Raw genomic sequence first — 24,094 nt, 5'->3', positions numbered from 1 at the left:
AAGGACGCCCGGCAAGGCCGCAAGGTCGACAAACCGGGGTGAGCGCGAGACAGGTGGTGTCCGCCCTCATCCGGGCATGCAGGCATCATCAGCCACAGGTGGGCGGTTAAGGGAGAATGCCATCTCCAGCGGGCGATTTTATCATCGACGCAGGCATGTGGGGACAGGTGCAACGGCGGTCGGTGGGAGGGCTGTCAATGCGTCACGCATGTGGACCGGGGCGGTCGCAGGGAGGGTAGGCGCAATCCCATGCCACCCGTCTTGGCGCTACGCCGACGGCCTTTGTCATCCATGCCAAACGCCGACATAATGTATCGTTCCCAGCGTGGCCTGCCGGGCTTCCGAACTCTTTCGCGTACGCATGAGACTGACAACCAAAGGGCTGTTGCTGATCGCGATTCCTGCCGTGTTCGAGCTCGCCCTGCTGTCGGGGCTGGTCGGGGCGCAGGTGGACGCTGCGCAGGCCGAGCGTTGGGCGGCCCACAGCGAGGACGTGCTGCGCCAGACCACGGCGATTCTGCAGCCGGTGCTGCTCGATTCGGTGCGCCTGCGCGGGGCGGTGCTCAGTAACAACGCCGATGTCGCGACGCCCGTGGCGCTATGGATGGACGTCGACCGCCGCATCGACCAGTTGGCCGATCTGGTGGCCGACAATCCTGCCCAGGTAGAACGCGCCGTGCAGATCCGTCAATCCGTGCAGGCGTACCGGCAATGGTCGGACCGCGTGCAGGACCTGTTGCATTCCGGGCGCCGGCGCGATGTCATCGAACGTTTCAGCGAACTGGCGAGTACCGATGTGCTCGACCGGTTCCGTTCCCAGATCGCGGCATTCCAGAACGAGGAGCGTCTCCTCGATGCCCAGCGCACGAACGAGGCCGAGGCTGCGCATGAGCGGCAACTGGTGCTGATCGTGGCCGCCGTGCTCGGCTCGCTGCTGTTTGTCGCACTGGCCGTATGGCTCTTCACGCGCGGCGTGCGGGGACGGCTCGCGCTGCTCTCCGACAACGCCGGACGGCTGGCCAGCAACGAACCGCTCGCACCAATCGATCATGGCTCCGATGAAATCGCGCGGCTCGATCACACGCTGCACGAGACGAGCCGGCGCCTGCTGGAGGCGGAACGGATCCATGCGCGCTTTCAGTCCGATCTGGCGCGCCGCGCCAATGAACTGACGGCCATCAATGAGACGCTACGTCAGCAGACCCAGGAAAACGAGATGTTTATCTACAGCGTGTCGCACGATCTGCGCGCACCGCTCGTCAACCTGCAGGGCTTCTCGAAGGAGCTGATCCATGCGTGCGACGATCTGCGTGCGGCGGTGCGGCAGTCATCGCTGACGCCGGCGCGGCGGCAACATATCGAGCGGCTGATCGACGAGGATATCGGCGAGGCCTTGCACTACCTGCAAACCGCGGTGCTGCGCGCTTCGCACATTATCGACGCGCTGTTGCGGCTCTCGCGCGTTGGGCGCGTCGAGTATCGCCGCCAGCAGGTGCGTGTGCGTGACATCGTCCAGCGCGTGACCGATGCGATGCAGGTGTCGATCCGGGCCCGCCGGGCGCGCGTGGTCGTCCACGATCTGCCGTCGGTGTGGGGCGATCCGACTGCGCTCGAGCAGGTATTTGCGAATCTGCTGGGCAACGCGATCAACTACCTCGATGCATCGCGCGACGGGCGCGTCGAAATCGGTACGACGCCGGCTCCGCCAGGCGTTCATTCACTACGCATTTTCTATGTGAAAGACAACGGGCTCGGCATTCCAGCTATTGCGATTCCGCGTCTGTTCAACGCGTTTCAGCGCCTGCACGGCAACGTCGCAACCGGCGAGGGGATCGGGCTGGCGCTGGTGCGCCGCGTGGTGGAGCGGCATGGTGGCCGGGTCTGGGCGGAGTCGACCGAAGGGGTTGGGACGACATTCTATTTTTCGCTTCCGGAAGCGGAGATTCGTGCCGTGCACAGCGAGCCGGAGATGCTGGCGCTAGGCGCGCCGGGGCTTAGTACGCGGTGAAGAGGCGGCGCGGCTTCAGCAGCTTGCTGGCGCGAATCGACCAATAGCAGCCGAATGCCACCAGAATGGTTGCGCCCACAATGACCATGTGCGGTGCGGGCCGCATGCCGAGCAGACCGTCCAGTGCGAACAGACCGCGTACCAGAATCAGCAGGGCGGCCCACAGCGAGAACGCGGCCTGCGCCAGCAAGCGAGTGCCGGTGAAGCGGCGCGCGCGGTTTTCGAGCGACCAGCGGGCCGGTGCGCGGCCACAAAAGAAAGCGATCGCCATGAGTACGATTGCGAGAATGACGACCCAATCTGTCAGTTCCATCGAAAGCTGCTCCAAAGTCAACCGTCGACTATAGGAACGCCGTTCGCCATGAACTATCGGACTAGTCTCAAATGCAGCGGGGTATGCGTTAGGTCAAGGACAGCGACGCGTTGGCAGACGCGCCGGCGTTCTCGCGTGTGGATGTAAGGGAAAGACGATGCGTCGGGCGCCTGCGTGGCGCGCCCGACGTATGAGGACGCTCAGAGTTCGATGCGCGTGCCAAGGACTACGAGGAATTGCCGCAGCCATTCAGGGTGCGCCGGCCATGCGGGCGCCGTGACGAAGTTGCCATCGGTGACGGCTGCGTCGACCGGAATGTCGGCGTAGTCGCCGCCTGCAAGTTTCACTTCCGGCGCGCACGCCGGATAAGCAGAAATTCGCTTGCCGCGAATCACGTCGGCCGCTGCCAGCAGTTGGGCGGCATGGCAGATCGCGGCGATCGGCTTACGCTGTTCCGCGAACTGGCGCACGAGGTCGATCACTTTCTGATTCAGACGCAGATATTCAGGGGCACGGCCGCCGGCTATCGCCAACGCGTCGTATTGACCGGGATCGACGTCGTCGAAGCTCGCATTCAGGGTGAACTGGTGGCCCGGCTTTTCCGTGTAAGTCTGGTCGCCTTCGAAATCGTGAATGGCTGTCTTGATGCGCTCGCCGGCCGACTTGCCGGGGCACACCGCGTCGACCACATGGCCGACCGCCTGAAGCGCCTGAAAAGGCACCATTGTTTCGTAATCCTCGGCGAAATCGCCAGTCAGGAACAGAATCTTCTTTGCTGCCATCGTATGCCTCCTGTTGAACTGCGGAACACATCGAACGTCCAGCGAGTCTACTCCAACGTGTTTGACAGTAGAGCGACTAACGCGTGCAGGATGCGCCGACGCTCGTATTGGCGTCTATATCTGCGTCCATTCGCGCTGAGGCCAGCGTCTCGCGCGCGGTCGCTTGACAGCCTGAAGTGCAGGGCGGGCAGCGCCAGGGCGTATCATGGGCTCGTTTACGTATGCGGAAGCCGCTCGTCGTGGCTCAGATTCCATAATGATTTCATTTAACCATCGCCCTCTCGTCCGCCGGCTTGTGTTTGCCGGGATCCTGCTGGGCGCGCTGGCCGCGTGCCAGAAAAATGACGCCTCGGCAGGGCAACTCGCCGGCAAGATGAACGATGCCGCGCAACAGGCCGGCCAGTCGCTCAACCAGGCCGCGAGCTACGTCGGCCAGCAGGTCGACACGGCGAAACAGAACGTCGAATCGGCCGCATCGGCGCCGACCATCACCATCGATCCTTCCGCACTCGCCTCGGGCGCGCAAGCCAATCTGCAGAACGCCGCCAGCGCGAGCAGCGCGGAACTCGACAAGGCTGCGTCGCTGACGGGCGCGGGCCTGCAGAATGCGGGCCGCAAACTGCAGCAGTGGTCCGACAGCACGGCGGGCTCGTCCGCATCCGCCGCGTCGAATGACAGCGGGAACGACAGCAGTGACGCACAAAAGCAGATGGACAAATGACCCCGAGCGGTCGTATGGCTGATGTGTCCATGACACGCGGCACGTGATTCGCCCGCGCGGTTTCATCAGCCTGGGTTTGACAGTGCAATTAAATGTAATTACTATGGTTACATATTGTCGTCGCCGGGCAGGTGTGTCTTGAATACGAGTAGCCGGTTTGCTTTTGCGGTCCATGTGCTGGCGTTATTGTCATTGCAGGAAGGTGTGCCGCTTTCGTCGGAGATGATTGCGGGCAGCGTAAATACGAATCCCGCGCTGATTCGCCGCTTGCTGACGATGCTCGCCGAAGCCGGGCTTACCACATCGCAGCTCGGTGCCGGCGGTGGGGCATTGCTGGCGCGTCCCGCCGCAACAATCACGCTGCTCGAGGTCTATCGCGCGGTCGACGATGCGCAAATGTTCGCGCTGCATCGCGAAGAGCCGAATCCGGCTTGCATGGTGGGGCGCAATATCCAGGTGGTGTTGCGCGGCATCATCGGGGAGGCGCAGCGGGCCATGGAGGCGTCGCTGGCGGGGCGGACTCTGGCCGACGCCACGGGTGACCTGATCAAGGCCGAGCGCCAGCGCGAACGTAAGCGGCGGCCGGCGGGATAGGACGTCAAGGATCATGCATGCGGTGCGCGTGACTTCGGACGAGGCGCGTGGGAGGCAGAATCAGTACGTAGGGGCAGGTAAAAGCAGCGACAAACGGGGGCAGTACCCCTCTTTTTTCCACTCTATATGTAATCAACACAGTTACATATAAGTCAATCACAGGAATATGCAAAATGAGCAACGCATTGAAGATCGCACTGTTTGGCGCAACGGGCATGATCGGTTCGCGGATCGCTGCGGAAGCGGCGCGGCGCGGCCATCAGGTAACGGCACTCGCGCGTAATCCCGAGCGCGTCCCGGCGGACGTCGCCAATCTGACGGCAGTGCAGGCCGACCTCCTCGACGCTGCCAGCGTTGCCGCGGCAGTGCGCGGACATGATGTCGTGGCCAGCGCGTATGCGCCGCCGCGCGAGGACGCCAGTCGTGTCGCGACCGCGACGCGCACGCTGGTGGAAGGCGTGCATGCGGCAGGCGTGAAACGCCTGGTGGTGGTCGGCGGGGCAGGCTCGCTGGAAGCGGCGCCCGGCAAACAACTGGTCGATATGGAAGGCTTTCCGGACGCTTATAAGGCAGTGGCGCTCGCACACCGCGATGCGCTCACGTTTTACCGCACGCTCACCGATCTCGACTGGACGTTCTTCGCCCCCGCAGCCCTGATCGCCCCGGGCGAGCGCACCGGCGTATTCCGCACGGCCGCCGACGTGCTGCTGGCCGACGCCAGCGGCAACAGCCACATTTCGGCGGAAGATTACGCGGTTGCATTCGTCGACGAACTGGAGCAGGGTCGCTTCATCCGCAAGATCGCGACGGCCGCTTACTGAGCGCGGCGGACTGCGGCAGATCGGGGTCGAGCCGGACGGCCCGACCCGCGCCGCGGTTGAGCGGTTCGTCACATCCCACCTGGACGCGCAAGTGTCCTAACATTCCGTTACGCATGGTCACGCGCGGCCGCGGCAAGTGCGGCTACACTTGCCGTCTCCCGTTTTTGCTACGAATTGCCATGAAATCATGCCAAAAGCGGTGTGAGTCCGGGGCTGCGCCGTCTACCGGCGGGCCATCGGCGTTTCGTACTGCCGCGCATTATTTCCATCTCCTGGATTCCGACCCCCGGCCTGACCGCGCCGGGCGCCTGCGGCTGCGGGCGTCCAGCTGGCCGCTATGCGTATGGTTGACCGGCTTGATCGTGCTGGCGTGCTTCGCGACGGTGCCGCGAGCCGCTCATGCGGCCGGCGCTGCCACCCCGGTCATTCCGGCCTTGCAGAGCCTGATCAATAGCGCCACCGTGACGGCGACACCCGCGTCGGATGCCGCATCGGCCGCTGAAGCGGCGTCCGCGCCGTCACCGGCGAGTCAGGCCGAACTCGCACGCTCGCTCGACAGTGTGATCTCGACGCTCGACAACGACCGTCAGCGCACGGCGCTCGTCGCCCAACTCAAGAAGTTACGCGAAGTCAGCCGCACGGTCGCACCGGCGCCGCCCGCGCAGCCAAATCCGGGTTTGCTGGGGGCGATTGCGTCGGGGATCGCGTCGTTCGAGTCCGGTGTGCATCAGGGCCGCACGCCCCTGCGTTATTGGGCGGGGCGCTTCAACGCGGCCGGCAACGAACTGTTCACGATCGTGACGAGCCAGGGCCCCGAGAGCCTCGGCAAAATCCTGCTCGACATGGCCGGCATGCTGGTCGGCTGGGGCCTCTGCGCGTGGGCCCTGATCTATGTACAACGCCGGCTGCACCAACGCTATCGCGTGGTGGTCGGACTCAAGCCCAATCCGTCGACCGGTGAACTGCTGATCTTCACGCTGCGGCGGGCCGGTCCATGGATTGTCGCGTTCGTGGCCGCACTGGTATTTGCGCGGGCCATGCCCGATTCGCTGGGTCGCACGCTGGGCATGGTGGTGGCCTATGCGATCGTCGCCGGCGCGGTGTTTTCCGCCATTTGTCTCATCATGTTTTCGTTGTTCGGCTCGGGTCATCGGCGCGTCGCGGTGCGCGTGCTGATCGAACATGCGCGCCGCCTGCTGTTCGTGATCGGCGTGTGCGCCGCGCTGGGCGATGCCGCGGTGAACTACGATGTCGAACACCAACTCGGTCCGAATCTGGCCGAACTGGTTTCGATGGTAGCGAACATGGTCGCTGCCATCCTGACCGCGTATTTCGCGCTGGTGTTTCGCCGGCCCATCGCGCATCTGATCCGCAATCGGGCCTACGAACCGCGGCATCAGCATAAAGCCGCGACCGACGCTTTCGATGTGCTCGCCTCGCTCTGGCATGTGCCCGTGCTGCTGCTGACGAGCGCGTCGGTGATCGCCACCATCGGCGGTTCGGGTTCGAACGAGAACGTGCTGCAGATTTCCGTGGTGACGGCGCTCTTCCTGGTGCTGGCATTCTTCCTGTCGGCCATCGTGTTGCGTGTGTCGCGGCCGCGCAATATCCGCCGGCACCGTCGCTCGCCTTATCTGAGACGGCTGCTGCAGTTCGTCGGGACCCTGGCAACGCTGTTCATCTGGCTCGGCTTTTTCGAACTGGCGGCGCGCCTATGGGGCGTATCGCTCGCGAGCGTGATCGAGGAAAACGTTGCGGCGCGCGGCATCGCGCATGCTGTCATGGCGATTCTCACCACCTGGTTCGTCGCCTGGCTGCTGTGGATCCTGTTCGATACCGCGATCAGGGAAGCGCTCACGCCAAGCCCGACACGCGGCAAATCGCGCAACGCCAGCACGCGCGCCCGCACCATGCTGCCGCTTGTGCGCAATGCGCTCCTGGTGATGCTGGTGACGGCGGCGGGCATCGTCACGGCCGCCAACCTCGGTATCAACGTGACGCCGCTCTTGGCCGGCGCGGGGGTAATCGGTCTGGCAATCGGCTTTGGCGCGCAGTCGCTCGTCACCGACCTGATCACGGGCTTGTTCATCATCATCGAGGACACCATCTCGGTCGGCGACTGGATCGACGTCGACGGTGGCCACGCGGGCACGGTCGAGCATCTGTCGATTCGCACCGTGCGGCTGCGCGACGGGCAGGGCGCGATCCATGCCATTCCGTTTTCGCAGATCAAGATCGTGAAAAACCTGTCGCGCGATTTTGCCTATGCTGTGTTCGAGGTGCGGATGAGTTTTTCCGCGGACGTCGATCAGGTCACCCAACTGATTCGCGAGGTAGGGGCCGATCTGATGGCCGATTTCCGCTATCGGCGTGAAATGCTGGGGCCGATCGAGGTTTGGGGACTGGACCGCTTCGACCCGAACTGGATGGTCGTGAAAGGGCAGATCAAGACGCGGCCGCTGCAGCAGTGGAGCGTGGCGCGCGCTTTCAACCTGCGTCTGAAGCGCAAGATGGACGAGGCGGGTATCGAGATTCCGGTGCCGCAAATGCGCATCTACACGTCGGCAAAGGATAGCGAGGGGCAGCCGCTGCCGGACGATGACCTGTCCGTGCCTGCCCACGCGCAGGAGCAGGTTACAACGCCACGTGGTGCGACGAGCGGCGTGCGTTCCGCCAGTCTGGCCATGGCGGCGCGCGACGTCTCGCATGAGCCGAGGCCCGCGCCGCCCTCAACCGGCCCCGAGCCGGTTGCGCCGCAGATTCCTACTGCCGGTGAGGTGGGAAAAAGCTAGCCGCGTATCGGCCGTCTCAGACGACGGCCGCTTCCGCGTGAGAAGGCGCGCGAGTAGCGGCAGCGAGCAGATCGTTCACATGCGTGGCGATCCGTGAACCTGCGACGCCGTAGATATGCAACGAGACGGCGGGCGCGTCGCTCGTGTTGCCGAGCCGATGAATGCCGCCGCGGCCGGCGCGCACGAACGACACGGCGCCGCGCGTGCGCGCATGCGTGCGAGTCTCGACCGCAAGCTGCTGCGGCTCATTCCAGTCATACACCGTTTCCGACAGGGCGCCGTCCAGTACCGCGTAGCCGCACCATGTCTGATGGGCATGCACGGGACTGGCCTGGCCGGGCATCCAGACCAGCGCGGCGATGGCGTAGCGGCCGAGTGGATCGGCGGCAAGCAGATGGCGCCGGTAGCACTCGGCCGATCCTTCGCGTTGTTGCGGCGTGAGTAGCGCCGGGTCGGCGCACGCTGCGCCAAGCGCCGCTCTGACGCGGCGTGCGAAGGCCGCACCGTGTGACGGGTCGACGCCGCCGGCGGCCGGCGCGAAGGCGGCATCGAGCGCGTCGCACAGACGTTCAAGTGAGCAGCCCGCGCGCGGCGATATTGCAGCTGATGCAGGCAAGACCCGGGCGGCTTCGGGCGGCATCGAAAAGTGCGGATGCGAGGTCGCGGAGCGGTCGACGGCGGACAGGGAAGTATCGTGGCTCATAGGGGCGGCGCAGGCGCGGAGATCGGTTAGCGGACAGGAATATTTATACCGGTTTGCGCGAAGAAAGAGTTTTCCTATAATTCCCCCATAACTGGATAAAGTAGAATAATTTTCTACTTGGGGGTGCTCATGGGAATGGATATCATCGATCGGAAGCTGCTGGAGTTGCTCCAGCAAGACGCGACCATGCCGATCGCCGAACTCGCGCAACGCGTGAATCTGTCGCAGACGCCGTGCTGGAAGCGCCTGCAGCGGCTCAAGGAAACCGGCGTGATCCGCGCCCAGGTGGCGCTGTGCGATCCGCGCAAGCTCGGCGTGGGCGCGACGGTATTCGTCGCGGTGCGGACCAACCAGCATACGGAAGCGTGGGCGGCCACGTTCACACGCGCCGTAAAGGACATTCCCGAAGTGGTGGAGGTCTATCGCATGAGCGGCGAGACCGATTATCTGCTGCGTGTGGTGGTCTCGGATATTGACGACTACGATCGGGTCTACAAACTGTTGATCGCCGCGGTGCCGCTCTATGACGTGAGTTCGAGCTTCGCCATGGAGCAGATCAAGTATTCGACGGCGCTGCCGGTGCGGGCGTCGGCGGTGACGGAAGGGCGCTAAAGCAGCAGACCTCTGGCGAGCCGCAAGCTGGCGTTTTGCAATGGGCGATTACGTTGCGGGCAGCGTGAACTGAAACGTGACGCCCCGCCCAGGGACACCGGCAACCCACAGGCGTCCACCATGCGACTCGACAATCGAACGGCTGATGCGCAGTCCCATGCCGGTGCCGTGTGGTTTGGTGGTGAAGAACGGATCGAAAATCTGTTCCGCCAATTGCGGCGGAACCCCGCTGCCGGTATCGCTGACTGAAACCAGAATCTGCTCTTTTTCAGCGCGCCGCGACCGGATCACCATCTCGCGTGTGCCGTCGACGTCCTTCATCGCTTCGATGCTGTTGACGATCAGATTCATCGCCACCTGCTGCAACTGCACCCGATCGCCGACGATCTGCGGCAGGTCGGCGGCCAGTTCCGTGCGCACCGATATGTTGTACCGCATCGCTTCGCCGCGCAGGAGTCCGACGGTTTCCCGAATGATCTCGCTGACACCGAAAGCCTCCCGATTCAGCATGCCTTTTTCGAACTGGCTGCGGATTCTGGCGACGATCTGCGCAGCGCGTTCTCCATCTCGCACCATGTTGGCGGCAGCCGCCCGCGCTTCATCGAGGTTGGGTTGCGCGCGATCGAGCCATCGTACGCAGGCGTTGGCATACGTGATGGCACCGGTGATCGGTTGATTGATCTCATGCGCGAGCGATGCCGTGAGTTCGCCCATGGTCGTGACGCGGTTGATACGGGCGAGATCGGTCAGCGCCTGGCGCAGGGCCTCTTCCGCGCGCGTGCGTTCCGTGATGTCGCGCACGGCGCCGACAAAGTCGAGATTGCCGATCTGCACCGCCCGGCCCGTGGCGTGGACGTGTTTGATTCGGCCGTCCGGCATCATCAGACGATGTTCGCTGTCGAAAGCCTTCTTTTCCCTGATCGCTGCGTCAAGCGCCAGTCGGACCGCATCCCGGTCTTCTGGATGCATGCGTTGCAGGGCGAGATTCACCGAAGCCTGAACGCCCCGGTCGTATTCGAGGATGTTGTAGCTTTCCTCCGACCAGTAATACTCGCCGCTTGCGATACTCCAGCCGAAACTGCCGGTGTGGCTGATCCGTTGCCCTTGAGCGAGGAAGGCTTCGCTGCGTTGCAAATCGGTATACAGGGCGGCATTTTCCAGCGAAATAGCCGCTTGCGATGCCAGCAATTGCAGCACGGCGACCCGGTCCGACGTGAAGACACGGGGTGCCAGATTGTTCTCCAGATACAGTGCGCCCACCAGCTTCGCCTGTCTGACGATGGGCAGGCACAGCACGGATCGCGAACGGTTGTGCCGCACATACGCGTCTTCGGAATACACGCTATCGCCCGAGGCATCGTCGAGCAGGACGCCCGTCTGTGTCCGCATCACGTAGTGCAGGGCGGATTGCGGCAGGTCAGACGGCGTGATGGCGGCTTGCCGAACCGCCACCTCGATCTTGCCGGGTCCGCAGGTCGCCTCCGCTTCGATCTGCGGCTCGCCGCCCTGCGTGCCACCGCGCAGAAGAATGAGGAGACCGCGCCCGGCGCCGGCGTTCTCAACCGCGAGCCGCAGCAGCTTTTCGATCAGCCGCGGCAGGACGATCTCGCTCGACAATGCCTGGGATACCTTGATAACCGTGGCCAGATCGAGCAGCCCGGCCGGCGCCACGATCATGCCCGTCGATCCCGTCGATGCGTGTTCGTCCCTGATTTGCGGATACATCTGGTCGAGCTGCCTGACTTTGCCATCGGCTCCCCAGTTGAGATAACCGTGACGGGCATCGCGCAGGTAGGCACGCGCAGTCTTGTCGAATCCTCTCGACGCATAAAAGCGCGCCGCCATTTCATTGGCGACCGCTTCATTGTGCACAAAGCCATTCGCCCGCGCCGAGCGGATGGCTTGTTCATAGAGTTGCTCGGCGTTGAGACAACGCCCTTCGATACGGGCGATTTCCGCGCCCACCAGGGCCGCGCGATTGTCGAAGTTTTCCGGGCAATGCTCTGCCCATATTTCGAGCTGCTTATGGTGATCCACTAGCGCCTCGAAGTGCGCCTGCCGCGAGCCGCCCGTTGCAGAATCGAAGGCGGCAGCCCGGGCGAGCGCGCTGTAAAAGTGATGCTCCGCGACTTCAAAGTAGGAGTGCGATGTCGCGAGGAGTCGTTCGGCATTCAACGATGCCTGGATCGCCGCAGGATAGTCTTCCGCAAAGAAGCGTGCCTGCAATTTGCGAATCCAGTACCAGCACTCCGGCCTCGCCAGGATCGCGTTGCCTGATAGATGACGCTCGAACTGGCGCTCGTCGAACTGATCGTCATTGAACGAGCCGAACTGGCTCGTCAAACCGCGAAGCGTGCGGATGAGCGCGAGCTGTGTAGTGATGTGGTCGATGACCCGGCCAAAGCGCGCATTTTCTGCGAACGCGAGGCCGGCCTCGGCCTCGCGCTGCACCTCGGCCAAAGGGTCTCCCGTAGCGAGCAGATTGGTGTTCAGGTGGTGGCAGCTATACGCCGCAAAAGTCAGATCACCGCTTCTGTTCGCGGTGTCGAAGGTGCGCCGTACGAGCGCTCGCCCGGTCTTGACATGTCGCTTCCAGGGCATGACACAGTTGCCAAAACGCAGATAGACGCGTGCCTGATAACGGTGCAATCCGTGCTTCTCAACCAGATCGTAGCCGAGCTTGCCAAACTGGAAGCCGGTTTCATAGTCGCCGAAACGCGGCCCGGCGAGCATCCCCAACGACACGTACGCGAAGCACGATGCGTCGCTGTTGCCGTGCTCGAGGCTCATGCCCACGATCCGGCACAGCACGAGCGCATACAGGTTCGCGTCGGTGAACATCGCCGACATGGCGACCTCGGTGAAAACATCCAGAACATCGAGGACGTCCGCATCGGTAATCAAGGGCAGATCGACCAGCTCGCCAATTCTTGGGGGTTCCACCAGTGAGCGGATCTGAGCGTATTCCCGCGATACTTCCTCTCGGCTGGGATGAGGCGTCCACGCCTTGCCGTGACCGGTCTGATAGTCGATGAATACTTCCACGCCGCGATCGCTGCGGCCCAGCAGGTCGTAGAGCGTCAGGCGCAAACGGGTGACGAGTGCGGTATCGTGCGCGCCGGTTGCCCGCTCGGCCAGCATGGAGAGCCGGCGTTCCGCGGGCGCCATATTGGCGCTCAGCAATTCGCACTCGGCCAGCAGACATTCGAGCGGGAAAACAAGGCCGTAATTGCGACTCCAGATATCGTCGGTCAACAAGGCGCGTCCGGCATGCAGGTACGTGAGTGCCGAGGCGTAAGCCGTGGAAATCTTGGCGCGTCTACCGGCGATGAGATCCAGTTCGGCAATGCGCTCACGCTCGGCAACGGAGGTGATCAGATGAGCGCCACGGTTGAGCTGGTTGACGATCTCGAAGATGCCTTCCTCGAGTTTGTCTGGCGCGGTATGCGAGGCCATCAGCATGCCGATGCGCAAATGCGTTTGCGCCTGCAGTTCTTGAGGAATGAGCGAATAGGCCGCTTCCTGCACGCGGTCGTGGAGGAACCGGTAAGCGTCTTCCGAGCGGAAAATGAGGCCCGTTCGGACTGCTTCCCATAGCTGTTCATGCATGGTCTCGCTCGAGTCCTCGCACACCCTGCGCAGCATGGCGAAGTCGGCGCTGTTGCCGAGGCAGGCAAGCTGCTGCAGGGCTGTTTGCGTGTCGACGGGCAGGCGGTTCAGCTTCCCCACCATGAGGTCGACGACATTGTCGGTGTAACCCTTGGCGTGAATCCGGCTCAGGTCCCAGCGCCATTGCCCTGCGGTGTGGTCGAAAACGAGCAGTCCCTCTTCGAAGAGCGCCGACAAAAACTGAATGGCGAAAAACGGATTGCCGGAGGTTTTCTTCTCGACCAGTTCCGCCAATGGACCCGCATGGTCCGCTTCACAATGAAGCGAATGGGCAATGAGCTGCTGCAGGTCATACCGGGTCAACGGCGTGAGTACGATGTTCTGCCAGACCGCGCCGGCCTCGCGCATGGCTTGCAGCTTGCGCATCAACGGATGGGTGGAGGCGACTTCGTTGTCCCGGTACGCGCCGATCAGCAGCAGATTTTTCATGTCTGGATGCGTGAGCAGATCTTCCATCAGATCCAGCGTGGCCGCATCGAGCCATTGCAGATCGTCGAGGAAGAGGGCAAGCGGATGCTCGCGCGTGAACACGCCGATCAGGCGGCGGAAGACGAGCTGGAAGCGGCTTTGCGCATCCTGTGGCGGCAGGGTTGGAACCGGCTGCTGCTCGCCGACGATGAGCTTCAACTCCGGGACGAGATCCACCATGAGCTGTCCATTCGGACCGAGTGCCTCGCGGATGGCATCGCGCCAGCGGCCCAGCTCGGCTTCGCTCTTCGCAAGGATGGGACGGATGAGACTCTGGAAGGCTTGCGCGAGCGTTGCATACGGGATGTCGCGCTTGTACTGGTCGAATTTGCCCGACACGAACAGACCTCGCGGCGCAACGAGCGGCTTATGCAGTTCATTGACCACAGCGGATTTGCCGACACCTGGATAGCCGGAAACGAGCACCAGTTCCGGCCGGCCTCCACCTACCACACGATCGAACGACGCCAGCAGCGTATCGATCTCGGAGGCCCGTCCGTACAGTTTCTCGGGAATCAGCAGCCAGTCCGGCGTGTCATGCGCGCCTGGCGGGAATGCGTCGATGCGGCCACGCGTTTCCCATTGCGCGAGACACCGCTCGAGATCGCGCTGCAGGCCTACGGCCGTCTGGTATCGCTCCTCGGCCGTCTTGGCGAGGAGCTTCATGATGATGGCCGAGACCGGAGCGGGCATATCGGGCGCCCGTTCGAGAGGCGGCACGGGCTGCCTTGCGATCTGGCAATGCACCCATTCCATCGGATCAGAAGCGGTAAACGGCAGGCTGCCCGTTGCCAGTTCGTACAACGTGACACCCAGAGAATAGAGGTCGCTGCGCGAATCGATCGAGCGGTTCATGCGCCCGGTCTGTTCGGGCGACATGTAGGCGAGGGTACCGGCAATGATCTCGGGTGAGACGGGCGGCAGACGCTCGCGGGGGAGCCGTGACGCGATGCCGAAGCCGGTGAGCCACACGCGCCCGGCACTGTCGGCGAGCGCGTTGGCAGGTTTGATGTCCTTGTGGATGAGGCCTTGCCGATGCACTTGGCCCAGTGCTACCGCCAGACCGATGGCGATCCGCAGGAAGCGGATGGTGTCGAGCGGGCGCCCGTTGTGCTGTTCGACGAGTCGATCCAGCGGTTCGCCGCCTGGATCCTTGAGGATGAGGGCTGCTCGCCCCTGGTGGCGGGTCAGCGCAAGCGGTTGGGCGGCCCAGGCCGCATCGAGTTCGGCCGCCAGCGACCATTCGTGTTCAAGGCGCCGCAGGCACTGCGGAGACGGCTGTTCGGCGGCCAGCACCCGCGCCAGGACCGGCATCGCGTTGCCGGGGGCGCTGCCGCGATAAAGCGTGAAATCCGCCTCCTCGCGAAGCGGCGCCAACCTGTACTCGGAATTCTCTGCCATTGAGCACACCCGTGTTGTCAGGAAGAAAAGCCGCATCCTTCACACCGCGAGGAACGGGCTCCTGAAATTCCGCCATCGTGAGCCATGCTATCGTCAATTCAACGGACGCGCCGATATCGGGTGCGGCGGGCGCCTGATCACGAGGCATGAGGCGTGTCGCATACCCGTACGTCATCCCCGTCCGCCTCGGAGCGACACGCTGCCGAAGCGGGGCCGGTGGCTCCCCGCGGGTATCCGCGTGACGCAGGCGGGGGTCGCTTGGCACGCTGCGCCAATCAATGGCACTATGGGGGCCACTTGCTAGGTTCCTACTCAGCCGCATCATTGATCGGGAGAGAGAGCGATGGCCGAACGACCGACTTCCAGCGCGTCCCCAGTCCGTTCGCTGGTCCTGATTGCCGTGGTCGTGGCCGCGCTGGTCGCGGCCTTTGCCTTTACGGCCGGCTGGCTTTCGCCCACACGCCTGACACCGGCCAAAATCGTCGACGCGCTGGCGCCCCCAGGTGGCCCAGCTCTCGGGTTCCGGCGCAATCACGCCAAGGGCATCTGCTTTACCGGCACCTTCGAATCGAATGGCGCGGCGGCGGCCTTGTCCAAAGCACCGATGTTTGCCGCGGGCTCCTATCCTGTCACCGGACGTTTCAATCTTGCTACGGCAGACCCCAAGGCGCCGGACGCCACGGTTCGGGTGCGGGGCCTCGGGTTGCGCATCGTCGGGCCGGATGGCAGCGAATGGCGCTCGGCCATGATCGACGCACCCATCTTCGCGGTCTCCACGCCGCAGGCTTTCTACGCGCTCCTCAAGGCCGCAGCCGACAAGAGCGATCCGGACGCCATGAAGCATTTCATCGGCGCTCATCCGGAGTTCGGCGCCTTCGCGGCGTGGGCGGGCAGCGCGCCGTGGACGGCTTCGTTTGCGCAGGAGCAGTACAACAGCCTCAACAGCTTCATCTTCACCAATGCCGAGGGGCAGGACCAGGCCGTGCGCTGGTCCTTCGTGCCTGCCGAAAAGCCCGAAGCCGTCACGCCCGACCAGTTGAAGGCACGCGGCGACGGCTTCCTCGACGCGGATATCACGCAGCGCGTGCACAACGCACCACAGAAATGGACGCTGGTCGTCACGGTGGCCAATCCCGGCGACCCGACCGCCGACCCCACCAAGGCCTGGCCGGAAGATCGACGCAAAGTGGAGGCGGGTACGCTGGTGGTCAACGCGATCGAACCCGAACCTGACGGCCCGTGCCGCGATCTCAACTTCGATCCCACCGTCTTGCCGGCCGGCATGCACGTCTCGGACGATCCGTTTCCCGCCGCGCGCTCAGCAGCCTATTCCGTCTCGTTCAACCGGCGCACCGCTGAGGATAAGGACTATCCGCACCATCCGGCGGCAGGAGACACGCCATGACCCCGATCCACGACCGCTTTACACCATTGCAGCGTGCGCTTCACTGGCTCATGGCAATCTGTATTCTGGCGATGCTGTTCATTGGTGTCGGAATGGTGTCCACCGTGCGCCCGGACTATCTTTCGCTGGTGTCGATCCATAAGCCCCTGGGTGTGGTGATTCTCGTGCTGGCGCTGATCCGGCTGGTGGTCAGGCTGATGCGCGGCGCGCCGCCGTTGCCGGCCTCAATGCCGGAGCCCATGAAGCTCGCCGCCTACCTTTCGCATATCGCGTTCTATCTGCTGATGATTGGGCTGCCGCTGATAGGGTGGGGCATGCTGTCGGCCGCGGATTATCCCGTGGTGGTGTTCGGGATCACGCTGCCGCATATCCTGCCGCACAGCAATGGATTGCACACGCTGCTGTGGAACGCGCACAGGGTCCTCGCGCTGTGTTTCTTTGCGCTGATCGTGGTGCATCTGGCAGCGGCGCTGCTGCACGCGCTGGTCAGACGTGACGGGGTATTCCAGGCGATGTCGCCCTGGCGGTGACGCAAAAAGACGGATGCCTGCGGCGGTGAACAGGGACCACTCGAGGTGGTCCCTTCGCTTTTGCATTTCTGCGGCGTGCATGAACGAGCGCCGCTCATCGGCGCACCGTGCAGGCTGTCAGCCGGCGAGGAAGGCGGCGTAGCGCTCCATATCGACGTTGCCGCCGCTCACGATCACGCCGACGCGCTTGCCTTTCAACCGGTCCTTGATGGCGCGCGCAGCGGCGAAGCCAAGACAACCTGTCGGCTCGACCACCATTTTCATACGTTCTGCGAAGAATCGCATGCAGGCCACCAGCTGCTCGTCGGTGACGGTAAGGATGTCGTTGACATCGCGCTTGATGATCGGAAACGTGTACTGGCCCAGATGCTGGGTCTGAGCGCCATCCGCGATGGTTTTAGGCGTCTCGATGTGAACGATCGAGCCGGCTCTGAACGATTGCTGACCGTCATTGCCGGCTTGCGGTTCGACGCCATAGATCGTGCAGCCCGGCGCGAGCTCACGCGCCGCGAGTGTCGATCCCGCCAGCAATCCGCCGCCGCCGAGACAGACGAACAACGCGTCGAGCGTGCCGACTTCTTCGATGAGTTCCTTGGCGGCCGTGCCTTGTCCGGCGATGACATCCGGATGATCGTAGGGCGGAATCAGCGTCATGCCGTGTTTCTCGGCGAGATTGCGGCCGATCTCTTCGCGGTCTTCCGTGTAGCGGTCGTAGGTCACGACGTTTCCGCCATAACCTTTGGTGGCGGCGACTTTCGCGGCCGGCGCATCCAGCGGCATGATGATGGTGGCGGGAATGCCCAGCAGCTGCGCCGATAGCGCGATGGCCTGGGCATGATTGCCGGATGAGAACGCCACCACGCCCGCCGCGCGCTGACGGGCGTCGAATCTCGACAGCGCGTTCATGGCGCCGCGAAACTTGAACGCCCCCATCCGCTGGAAATTCTCGCATTTGAAGAAAATCTCCGCGCCCGTCTCTTCGTTGGCAGTGCGTGAAGTCATGACCGGTGTGCGGTTTGCGAGGCCCGCGATTCTCTCGGCGGCGGCGGCAACGTCCGTGTAAGTCGGAAGAGTCAGCATGATTTGTCCATCAATAGTTCAGTGCGTCGGACGACGCGTGATTGCGGGCCTGTTACCACGGCCATGAAAGGGCGAAGCCAAGATTCGCCTGGCAAGCGCGATCAAACAGCATGCGGGCAACCTTCAGGTCTTGAAGCGCGAGGCCGGTCATGTCGAATACGGTAATGTCGTCGCGTCCACGCGTGAATGGAGCCTGGCTGGTCAGCAGATCGCCGAGCTCCGTGCACGGCGTTTCCGGCGCCCATTGCAACTCGCCCAACTGGCTCGCTTGCGGGCGATCGTCGACGAACAGGCGAGCGCGTTGCACGAGGCCGGCGGGAAGTTCGCGCTTTCCTTGGGTATCGGCACCGACGCAGTTCAGATGCGTGCCTGCTTGCACCGCGTCCAGATCGAACAGCGCGCCGGCGCCTGGCGTCGCGGTAATCACGATGTCGCTGTCTGCTACCGCGGCGTTGCGATCAGATGCGGGCGCGATGTTGCAGCGGTTAAAGAAGAGCGCTTCAAAAGCCGGAACGGGCTGACCCGTGGCGCTCACATAGCGCACGTTGTCGAGCGCGGGCATCAGCCGGAGAGCGAAGCTCAATTGCACGCGGGCTTGCACGCCCGTGCCGAACACGCAGACGCGCGAACTGTCCGGGCGGGCCAGTTGCCGTAACCCCAGGCCGCCTGCGGCGCCGGTGCGCATGGTCGTGACCGCGTTGCCGTCGACAATGCAGACCGGGCGGCCGGTGGCTGGGTCGATCAGTACGATGGTGGCCTGGTGCGGCTCGCCACCCAGCCCGCGATTGCCGGGCCAGAAACCTGCCGCCTTGAAGCCGAGCAGCGCTTGCGCCGGTACGTCGCCCGACTTGATGCCGAATACGCCGCCCGGCGCGAGCGTCTCACGCACGACCGGAAAAACACGGCCTTCCCGCTTGCTATGGAGAACGAAGGCTTCGCGAACTGCCGCGAGCACATCGTCAGGAAGCAACAGGGACTCGACGACGTTTTTGTCGAGCAGAACTAAACGCGCGTCATTTGGCATCGTTGTATACCGTCGCTCGTGATACGCCCAGATGCAGCGCGACCACTTCCATGGCGCGGCGTACTTCCATGCTGCCTGACTCCCGCAGTTCGCTCATGAGCGCGCGCCGCTCGGGCGCCTTCAGTGCCCGCGGCGTGGTGGCGAGGCGGGCCGCAAACTGATCGATCCGCAGTCTGATGCCGTCCGCTCCAGGCGGGTCGAGCGACTCCCTGATGCCAGCCGTGTCATCGGTGCTGACGAACTGGCCGATCATGTTCTGCAAGCCGCCGAATAACGTGAGATCCACATTGACGCACAGCGCCGCGACATAGCGGCCCGCCGAGTCCTTGATGCCGATCGAGGTGCTTTTGACCTGCCTGCCGTCGGCGAACTGGTTGGCGTAGTTTGCGATGACCTGGGGATACGACTCGTCCGCCATACGTGCCAGTCCCAGCTCGGTGGCGGGGTCGCCTTCCTCCCGGCCCGACAGGTTGTTGTGGATCGCGACGATAGCGTGGTCAGCCTGCAGCAGGTCGTGAACGACCACTTCGCAGAAGGGCGCGAAGGTTTCGGCCAGGCCCTTCGCGACCTGCTTCAACTGGTCGACGAGGCATTGCTGTTCTTTCGATGGATTCGGCATATAGACAGAATATGTAGTATTGGATATTTTGTCAAATCTGGCGCCGCTGCGACATTCACGCCGACCTCGATACAATTAGCGAACTATGCAGTTACGCAGTGCGTCCTGAACCGAATCGGAGTGCTTAATGTTGAAACCTGTAAGGCTTGTGGTTGCCGCAGTCGCGGTTGCGTTGTCGGGTATGGCCGTGGCGGCGCAGCAGCCGGCGCCCACTTACCTGCCTGCTTCTGCTGCCGCGACATTCGAAAACGCGCCGGCGATCGTCGAGGGGGCTTCGGGCGCAAGCGTCAAAGCGACGATCTACGTCTTTATGGACCCCAACTGCATCTTCTGCCACTACGCGTGGAAAGCCTTCCAGCCATACGAGGCGGCGGGCTTGCAGGTGCATTGGATACCAATGGGTTTCCTGAAGCCGGATTCGGCCGGCAAGGCCGCAGCCTTGCTGGAGGCGCAGGATGGTCCGGCATTGCTGCACGAACTCGAAACGAAATTCTCCGAGAAAGACGAGTCCGGTGGCATCAAGCCGTTGGCGAAGGTGCCGTCCGCGACGCAAACGAAGCTGGACGGCAACGTCAAGACGTTCCAGGACCTCGGCTTCGACGGCACGCCGACCATCATCTACAGGGCGAGCGGCGGACGCTGGGCCGATGTCAGCGGCCTGCCGGCTTTGAGTTCATTGCCGGGCATGCTGAATCTGCCGGAACAGCCGATTACGGATCCGGCGTTGCAACGGTTTCGCTAGCATGCACGTGGATCTGATTACGCTTTATTTCCTCGCCATTGGAACGCTACTCGCCAGTTCCGCCATGACGCTCTGGGAGCGTCGGGCGTATCCCACGCGCAACAGGGAACTGACGATCCTGGCCGCGGCCTACGCCACGCTTGCCGTGGGTTGTGCGGCAGCGCCGTTTCGTCACGCCTTGCCGGGGGCGACCGGCTCTGCGTTGGGCAATCTGGTCATCGTTAGCGGTTATCTGCTGGTTCTGCATGGCGTCGCCGCGCTCAGCGGGCGGCAATACCGTGCAGCGTCGCTTGGCATCCTCCTCGTGCTAACGGCGAGCTGGGCGACTGGCGGTGTGCGCTGGCAGGAAGTCTGGTGGAGCTATGTGAGCGCGGTTCCCATCGCGCTGGTGTGCGGCATGACGAGCTGGGAGCTATTGCGAAGCGACAGGGTGGAGTCGTTGCGCTCGCGGCACATCGTCGTGCTGGTGTCGGGTGGCCACGCACTCCTGTATGCCGTCAGAGCGTGCGTGCTGCCCTGGCTGGTGAGCGTGTATGGACAAGAAGTGCTGTCGGTCGCCGGCAAGATCACGATCTATGAGGCCGTCCTGTATTCGGTCGTTCTGCCCATGACCTTGCTGATGCTGGTCCGCGAGGAAGCCCAGGGCCAGCTTCTGTACGAATCGCGCACGGATTATCTGACCGGCCTCGGCAACCGCCGGTGGTTTTTCGAAGAAGGCACGCGTGTCCTGCGCAACGCGGCAGCATCGCGGCCCGTTTCGCTGCTTGCGTTCGACCTCGATCAATTCAAGGCGATCAACGATCGATACGGTCACGAGGCCGGCGACAAGGTCCTGAAGTCATTTGGCAACATTGCCAGCAGTTCGGTGGGGCCGGAGGCGCTGCTTGCGCGCATCGGTGGCGAAGAATTCGCTGCTCTGCTGCCAGGCCATGACAGCCGGCGTGCCCAGGCGATCGGCGAGGGGGTGATTCGACATTTCGCCGGCACGATCTCGCACAAGATCGACGATGTCGAGATACGGGCCACGGTGAGCATCGGTCTGGCGCAGTCCGACAGCGAAGCTGTCGCGCTTGCCGATCTGCTCGCCGCCGCCGACCAGGCGTTGTACCGCGCGAAGTCGCTGGGTGGCAATCGCCTTGAACTGGCGCATACCACGGCACTGAGCCAATCAGTCTAAAAGCGCACACCGCACACCGCACACCGCGCGCCACGCGCCAGATGTTGCGCTCAGGTTTTCGCGGCGCGCTGCGCCACGGCTGGGCGATTGCTGATCTCGGTCGGCTCGCGCCAGTTCGGCTCCAACCCCATGAACTTGTCGAAGAAGGCAATCGCGAGGCCGGGCTCTTCGACCATGTTTTCGCGAAACGATTGCCAGACGGCCGGTTGCGAGAATGCATCGGAAGGGCGGACTTCCACGGCGCATTGTTCGTGCAGCGTCGCTTTGAGCGTGCCGATGCAAAAGTAGGTCAGCACGTAACCGGTCGGCCACCAGTCGGCGATATTGCCGGGCGAGGGACGCAACTGCGTCGACGCGTCTTTCTTCACGTGGATGGCTTTCTCGCGCAGCAGGTCACGCAACAGCACGCCAAAGACATACTGAAAATAATCGGGCGCGTTCTGCCGCTGATAATCCGCATTGCGCTCGACCACTTCGATCCAGGCAAAAAACGCAGTCGTGAATTGACGGTCGTCGATTTCAATCTGCAACGCGTGACGTTCACCGTATTCGTCGCAGCACTGCTGCAGCAACTGGCGGCATAGCGTGAGCTTGCGCACGCGTTTCCACGTCGGTAGTTCCTGAACGTCGAGACTACAGATTGGTTGGCCCATCGCACTACTCCTCGCAGGCATGCAGCGGCGGTATCAGCAAAGATGCGTGATCACGTATTCGAGTTCGTCGCGCAACGCATGCAGCGGCTCCGGACCTTTGAGCGCCTGCCTGAACGCCGCCTCGCGCGCGCCCACCACGTCGGAAAAGAACCGCACGGCGGCGTCGGGGTCGGTGGGAATGCCGGACGGGCAGGTATCTTTCGCGAGCGAGGTGAGCGAGAGCATCAGGAACACATACGCGTTGGGTTCGGTGACGAGCCACCATGGCGCGTTGGCATCCGGCAGCGTCTCGAAGCGGGTGCTGCGGATTGGCTGCATCTCGATCAGCGACAGCGCGAGTTGCGCGCCGGCCAGGCACAACGCGCTGCGTGTCGTCGTCGCACTGGCGGTGTGCGGTGCCGATGACGCGGCGCCCATGTGTTCAAGCGTCGCGCAGATGCGGTGCTCGAAGATCAGCACATCGGTGGCGCCGCTTTGCATGATCATGCGCTTGGCCGCTGCGTAATACGCCATCGAAAATTTGCGCCGCGTTTTTGCGGAGCCGCGCGAAAGTTCGAGGTAAGCCGTGAGCGGCTGCAGCGGGACCGGCGATTTCCAGTGATCCTGCAGCGTTGGAACAGCATGACCCGCAAATGACTCGGCTGTTTCGATCAGGTCATCCGCAAGATGCGCGACCGATTCCAGCGACAGATACGAGGGCGGCTTGAGGGGTGTGGCGGAAGACGGGCGCGGCGCCAGCGGGCGGTCGCTGCGGATCGGCCCCGGGACATTGCGCGCCGCGTAACGGAGTTGACGCGCACAATCGCGCAGCGCCAGCCCGAGTTGGCTAATGTCGCGGCTCAGGTGCTGCGGCAAGGGCGATTTCGACTCCATGAGCATCTCAATGTTGCAACATTTGAAGTTAAGATAGCACAAGTGTTCAGCAGTCAGACCGACTTTTTTCATGATAGGGGCCGAGGTTGCAGAAAGCGAGCGTTGACACGGAAAGCGTCGAAAACGACGAGCAGAATCCCGCGCGGCGCTTGCGTTTGCGGGCCGCGTGGATGTATTTCGTCGAGGAAATGACGCAGAACGAGATCGCCCTGAAACTGGGGGTCGGACGCGTGACGGTCGTCCGTCTCTTGGCGGCGGCACGTGAGCGCAACGAGGTAAAGATCACGATCGGCGATCGTCTGGCCGAGTGCGTCGGGGCGGAGCGTCTGCTCGAAAGCCGCTTCGGCGTCGAGGAGGCGATCGTGGTGCCGCTGTCGGCGCGCGGTGCCGATGCTACCGGGCCGGTGGCGGCGGCAACCGGTGCCTATGTGTCGTCGCTGGTGCGCGCGAATATGCGGATTGGCGTGGGATGGGGACGCACCCTCGTCAGTTCGCTCGCCTTCATGAGCGAGCGCAACGTCGAGAATCTGTCGGTGGTGTCGCTGCTTGGCGGCATCATGAAAGCGCGCAAATTCAATCCCGCTGAGTTCGCCTGGCGCTTTGCGTCGCTGTTTCAGGCGGACTGCTATCTCATGACGGCGCCGCTGGTGGTGGACAGCGCGGCCACGCGGCAGACGCTGATCGAACATTGTGGTCTCGGCGATATTTTCGAACTCGCGAAGTCGCTCGACGCGGTTGTGCTCGGCGCCGCCGGCATGGGGGCGGATGCGACGGCGCATCTGTCGAAATTCATTTCCAACGCCGACCGCGCGTCGCTGGTGAAGGCGGGTGCGGTGGGCGACGTGCTGTTCAACTTTTTCGATGCGGGTGGCAAGCTGGTCGATCACCCGATCAATGAACGCGTGATGTCGGTGCCGCTCGATATCATCAGGAAGGTGCCCGTGCGCGTGCTGGCCGCCGGCGGGACCAACAAGGTCCAGGCACTGGCTGGGGCGCTGGAGATGGTCAAGCCGACGGTCCTCATCACGGACGAGTACACCGCGAAAGATGTCCTTAAGCTCGCGGGGCCGGGCTGAATGGCGTGTTGCCGCGCCGGGTTGTCGCGTT

General features: G+C 63.3%; 20 protein-coding genes and 1 riboswitch. Of the genes, 11 read left to right on the top strand and 9 right to left on the bottom strand.

Annotated elements, in window-relative coordinates; all coding sequences use genetic code 11:
- Positions 1-72: 72 nt before the first annotated feature.
- Positions 73-136, bottom strand: a riboswitch (Fluoride riboswitch).
- Positions 137-361: 225 nt separating this feature from the next.
- The gene (locus tag P3T43_RS12005; RefSeq protein WP_429281255.1) at positions 362-2,008 is read left to right on the top strand and encodes a sensor histidine kinase; all 1,647 of its coding nucleotides are present in this window, start codon (positions 362-364) and stop codon (positions 2,006-2,008) included.
- Here the strand turns inward: P3T43_RS12005 and P3T43_RS12000 are convergent.
- Positions 1,995-2,321 carry a hypothetical protein gene (locus P3T43_RS12000; protein WP_429281254.1) on the bottom strand — a complete coding sequence of 109 codons (327 nt, stop codon included), beginning with the start codon at positions 2,319-2,321 and terminating at the stop codon, positions 1,995-1,997. The genes P3T43_RS12005 and P3T43_RS12000 overlap by 14 nt on opposite strands.
- A gap of 200 nt (positions 2,322-2,521) precedes the next feature.
- Positions 2,522-3,103 (bottom strand): DJ-1/PfpI family protein, encoded by a 582-nt coding sequence (locus P3T43_RS11995; RefSeq protein WP_429281253.1) that lies wholly within the window; start codon positions 3,101-3,103, stop codon positions 2,522-2,524.
- Between the two features lie 256 nt (positions 3,104-3,359).
- Here P3T43_RS11995 and P3T43_RS11990 point away from each other — a divergent pair, with 256 nt between their 5' ends.
- The 4 genes from P3T43_RS11990 (at position 3,360) to P3T43_RS11975 (ending at position 8,031) form a co-directional block, all read left to right on the top strand.
- A complete protein-coding gene (locus P3T43_RS11990) occupies positions 3,360-3,824 on the top strand; it encodes a hypothetical protein (RefSeq protein WP_429281252.1) in 465 nt (154 codons plus the stop codon).
- Positions 3,825-3,962: 138 nt separating this feature from the next.
- Complete coding sequence (locus P3T43_RS11985; RefSeq protein ID WP_429281251.1) at positions 3,963-4,418, top strand: Rrf2 family transcriptional regulator; 456 nt, start codon at positions 3,963-3,965, stop codon at positions 4,416-4,418.
- A gap of 173 nt (positions 4,419-4,591) precedes the next feature.
- Entirely contained in the window at positions 4,592-5,239 is a 648-nt protein-coding gene (locus P3T43_RS11980) for an NAD(P)-dependent oxidoreductase (RefSeq protein ID WP_429281250.1), read from the top strand.
- 179 nt (positions 5,240-5,418) lie between these two features.
- Positions 5,419-8,031 carry a mechanosensitive ion channel family protein gene (locus P3T43_RS11975; protein ID WP_429281249.1) on the top strand — a complete coding sequence of 871 codons (2,613 nt, stop codon included), beginning with the start codon at positions 5,419-5,421 and terminating at the stop codon, positions 8,029-8,031.
- Positions 8,032-8,047: 16 nt separating this feature from the next.
- Here the strand turns inward: P3T43_RS11975 and P3T43_RS11970 are convergent, their stop codons facing one another.
- Positions 8,048-8,734, bottom strand: a complete 687-nt coding sequence (locus P3T43_RS11970) for a cysteine dioxygenase (protein ID WP_429281248.1) — start codon at positions 8,732-8,734, stop codon at positions 8,048-8,050.
- 129 nt (positions 8,735-8,863) lie between these two features.
- Here P3T43_RS11970 and P3T43_RS11965 point away from each other — a divergent pair, with 129 nt between their 5' ends.
- Complete coding sequence (locus P3T43_RS11965) at positions 8,864-9,346, top strand: Lrp/AsnC family transcriptional regulator (RefSeq protein ID WP_429281247.1); 483 nt, start codon at positions 8,864-8,866, stop codon at positions 9,344-9,346.
- A gap of 48 nt (positions 9,347-9,394) precedes the next feature.
- Here the strand turns inward: P3T43_RS11965 and P3T43_RS11960 are convergent, their stop codons facing one another.
- The gene (locus P3T43_RS11960; RefSeq protein ID WP_429281246.1) at positions 9,395-14,884 is read right to left on the bottom strand and encodes a trifunctional serine/threonine-protein kinase/ATP-binding protein/sensor histidine kinase; all 5,490 of its coding nucleotides are present in this window, start codon (positions 14,882-14,884) and stop codon (positions 9,395-9,397) included.
- 343 nt (positions 14,885-15,227) lie between these two features.
- Between P3T43_RS11960 and P3T43_RS11955 the strand changes: the two genes are divergently transcribed.
- Entirely contained in the window at positions 15,228-16,289 is a 1,062-nt protein-coding gene (locus tag P3T43_RS11955) for a catalase family peroxidase (protein WP_429281245.1), read from the top strand.
- Entirely contained in the window at positions 16,286-16,819 is a 534-nt protein-coding gene (locus P3T43_RS11950; protein ID WP_429281244.1) for a cytochrome b, read from the top strand. The genes P3T43_RS11955 and P3T43_RS11950 overlap by 4 nt, the downstream gene beginning before the upstream one ends.
- A 117-nt stretch (positions 16,820-16,936) precedes the next feature.
- Here P3T43_RS11950 and P3T43_RS11945 read toward each other — a convergent pair whose 3' ends face one another.
- From P3T43_RS11945 to P3T43_RS11935, 3 genes are read right to left on the bottom strand one after another with little or no spacing between them, the layout of a single operon-like run.
- Entirely contained in the window at positions 16,937-17,899 is a 963-nt protein-coding gene (locus P3T43_RS11945) for a threo-3-hydroxy-L-aspartate ammonia-lyase (RefSeq protein WP_429281243.1), read from the bottom strand.
- 52 nt (positions 17,900-17,951) lie between these two features.
- A complete protein-coding gene (locus P3T43_RS11940) occupies positions 17,952-18,923 on the bottom strand; it encodes an ornithine cyclodeaminase family protein (RefSeq protein WP_429281242.1) in 972 nt (323 codons plus the stop codon).
- Positions 18,913-19,542 (bottom strand): helix-turn-helix transcriptional regulator, encoded by a 630-nt coding sequence (locus tag P3T43_RS11935; protein WP_429281241.1) that lies wholly within the window; start codon positions 19,540-19,542, stop codon positions 18,913-18,915. Before P3T43_RS11935 ends, P3T43_RS11940 begins: the two co-directional genes overlap by 11 nt.
- A 127-nt stretch (positions 19,543-19,669) precedes the next feature.
- Between P3T43_RS11935 and P3T43_RS11930 the strand changes: the two genes are divergently transcribed.
- Together P3T43_RS11930 and P3T43_RS11925 are read left to right on the top strand one after the other, a co-directional pair.
- Positions 19,670-20,284 carry a thioredoxin fold domain-containing protein gene (locus tag P3T43_RS11930; RefSeq protein ID WP_429281240.1) on the top strand — a complete coding sequence of 205 codons (615 nt, stop codon included), beginning with the start codon at positions 19,670-19,672 and terminating at the stop codon, positions 20,282-20,284.
- A gap of 1 nt (position 20,285) precedes the next feature.
- Positions 20,286-21,461 (top strand): diguanylate cyclase domain-containing protein, encoded by a 1,176-nt coding sequence (locus P3T43_RS11925; RefSeq protein WP_429281239.1) that lies wholly within the window; start codon positions 20,286-20,288, stop codon positions 21,459-21,461.
- 50 nt (positions 21,462-21,511) lie between these two features.
- Here P3T43_RS11925 and P3T43_RS11920 read toward each other — a convergent pair whose 3' ends face one another.
- Complete coding sequence (locus P3T43_RS11920; RefSeq protein ID WP_429281238.1) at positions 21,512-22,114, bottom strand: hypothetical protein; 603 nt, start codon at positions 22,112-22,114, stop codon at positions 21,512-21,514.
- Positions 22,115-22,147: 33 nt separating this feature from the next.
- On the bottom strand, positions 22,148-22,987 hold the full coding sequence (locus tag P3T43_RS11915; protein ID WP_429281237.1) for a hypothetical protein: 840 nt from the start codon (positions 22,985-22,987) through the stop codon (positions 22,148-22,150).
- An 86-nt stretch (positions 22,988-23,073) separates the two neighbouring features.
- Between P3T43_RS11915 and P3T43_RS11910 the strand changes: the two genes are divergently transcribed.
- The gene (locus P3T43_RS11910) at positions 23,074-24,063 is read left to right on the top strand and encodes a sugar-binding transcriptional regulator (RefSeq protein ID WP_429281236.1); all 990 of its coding nucleotides are present in this window, start codon (positions 23,074-23,076) and stop codon (positions 24,061-24,063) included.
- The last annotated feature ends 31 nt before the right edge of the window (positions 24,064-24,094 follow it).

The organism is Paraburkholderia sp. GAS41 (genome assembly GCF_050436545.1).
Lineage (GTDB): Bacteria > Pseudomonadota > Gammaproteobacteria > Burkholderiales > Burkholderiaceae > Paraburkholderia.
The sequence above is the reverse complement of the archived record's forward strand: the minus strand, read 5'-3'. Positions and strand labels throughout refer to the sequence as shown.

Coding starts and splice junctions, on each gene's coding strand:
- P3T43_RS12005 (WP_429281255.1), top strand. CDS start 362: ATGAGACTGACAACCAAAGGGCTGTTGCTGATCGCGATTCCTGCCGTG.
- P3T43_RS12000 (WP_429281254.1), bottom strand. CDS start 2,321: ATGGAACTGACAGATTGGGTCGTCATTCTCGCAATCGTACTCATGGCG.
- P3T43_RS11995 (WP_429281253.1), bottom strand. CDS start 3,103: ATGGCAGCAAAGAAGATTCTGTTCCTGACTGGCGATTTCGCCGAGGAT.
- P3T43_RS11990 (WP_429281252.1), top strand. CDS start 3,360: ATGATTTCATTTAACCATCGCCCTCTCGTCCGCCGGCTTGTGTTTGCC.
- P3T43_RS11980 (WP_429281250.1), top strand. CDS start 4,592: ATGAGCAACGCATTGAAGATCGCACTGTTTGGCGCAACGGGCATGATC.
- P3T43_RS11975 (WP_429281249.1), top strand. CDS start 5,419: ATGAAATCATGCCAAAAGCGGTGTGAGTCCGGGGCTGCGCCGTCTACC.
- P3T43_RS11970 (WP_429281248.1), bottom strand. CDS start 8,734: ATGAGCCACGATACTTCCCTGTCCGCCGTCGACCGCTCCGCGACCTCG.
- P3T43_RS11965 (WP_429281247.1), top strand. CDS start 8,864: ATGGGAATGGATATCATCGATCGGAAGCTGCTGGAGTTGCTCCAGCAA.
- P3T43_RS11960 (WP_429281246.1), bottom strand. CDS start 14,884: ATGGCAGAGAATTCCGAGTACAGGTTGGCGCCGCTTCGCGAGGAGGCG.
- P3T43_RS11955 (WP_429281245.1), top strand. CDS start 15,228: ATGGCCGAACGACCGACTTCCAGCGCGTCCCCAGTCCGTTCGCTGGTC.
- P3T43_RS11950 (WP_429281244.1), top strand. CDS start 16,286: ATGACCCCGATCCACGACCGCTTTACACCATTGCAGCGTGCGCTTCAC.
- P3T43_RS11945 (WP_429281243.1), bottom strand. CDS start 17,899: ATGCTGACTCTTCCGACTTACACGGACGTTGCCGCCGCCGCCGAGAGA.
- P3T43_RS11940 (WP_429281242.1), bottom strand. CDS start 18,923: ATGCCAAATGACGCGCGTTTAGTTCTGCTCGACAAAAACGTCGTCGAG.
- P3T43_RS11935 (WP_429281241.1), bottom strand. CDS start 19,542: ATGCCGAATCCATCGAAAGAACAGCAATGCCTCGTCGACCAGTTGAAG.
- P3T43_RS11930 (WP_429281240.1), top strand. CDS start 19,670: ATGTTGAAACCTGTAAGGCTTGTGGTTGCCGCAGTCGCGGTTGCGTTG.
- P3T43_RS11925 (WP_429281239.1), top strand. CDS start 20,286: ATGCACGTGGATCTGATTACGCTTTATTTCCTCGCCATTGGAACGCTA.
- P3T43_RS11920 (WP_429281238.1), bottom strand. CDS start 22,114: ATGGGCCAACCAATCTGTAGTCTCGACGTTCAGGAACTACCGACGTGG.
- P3T43_RS11915 (WP_429281237.1), bottom strand. CDS start 22,987: ATGGAGTCGAAATCGCCCTTGCCGCAGCACCTGAGCCGCGACATTAGC.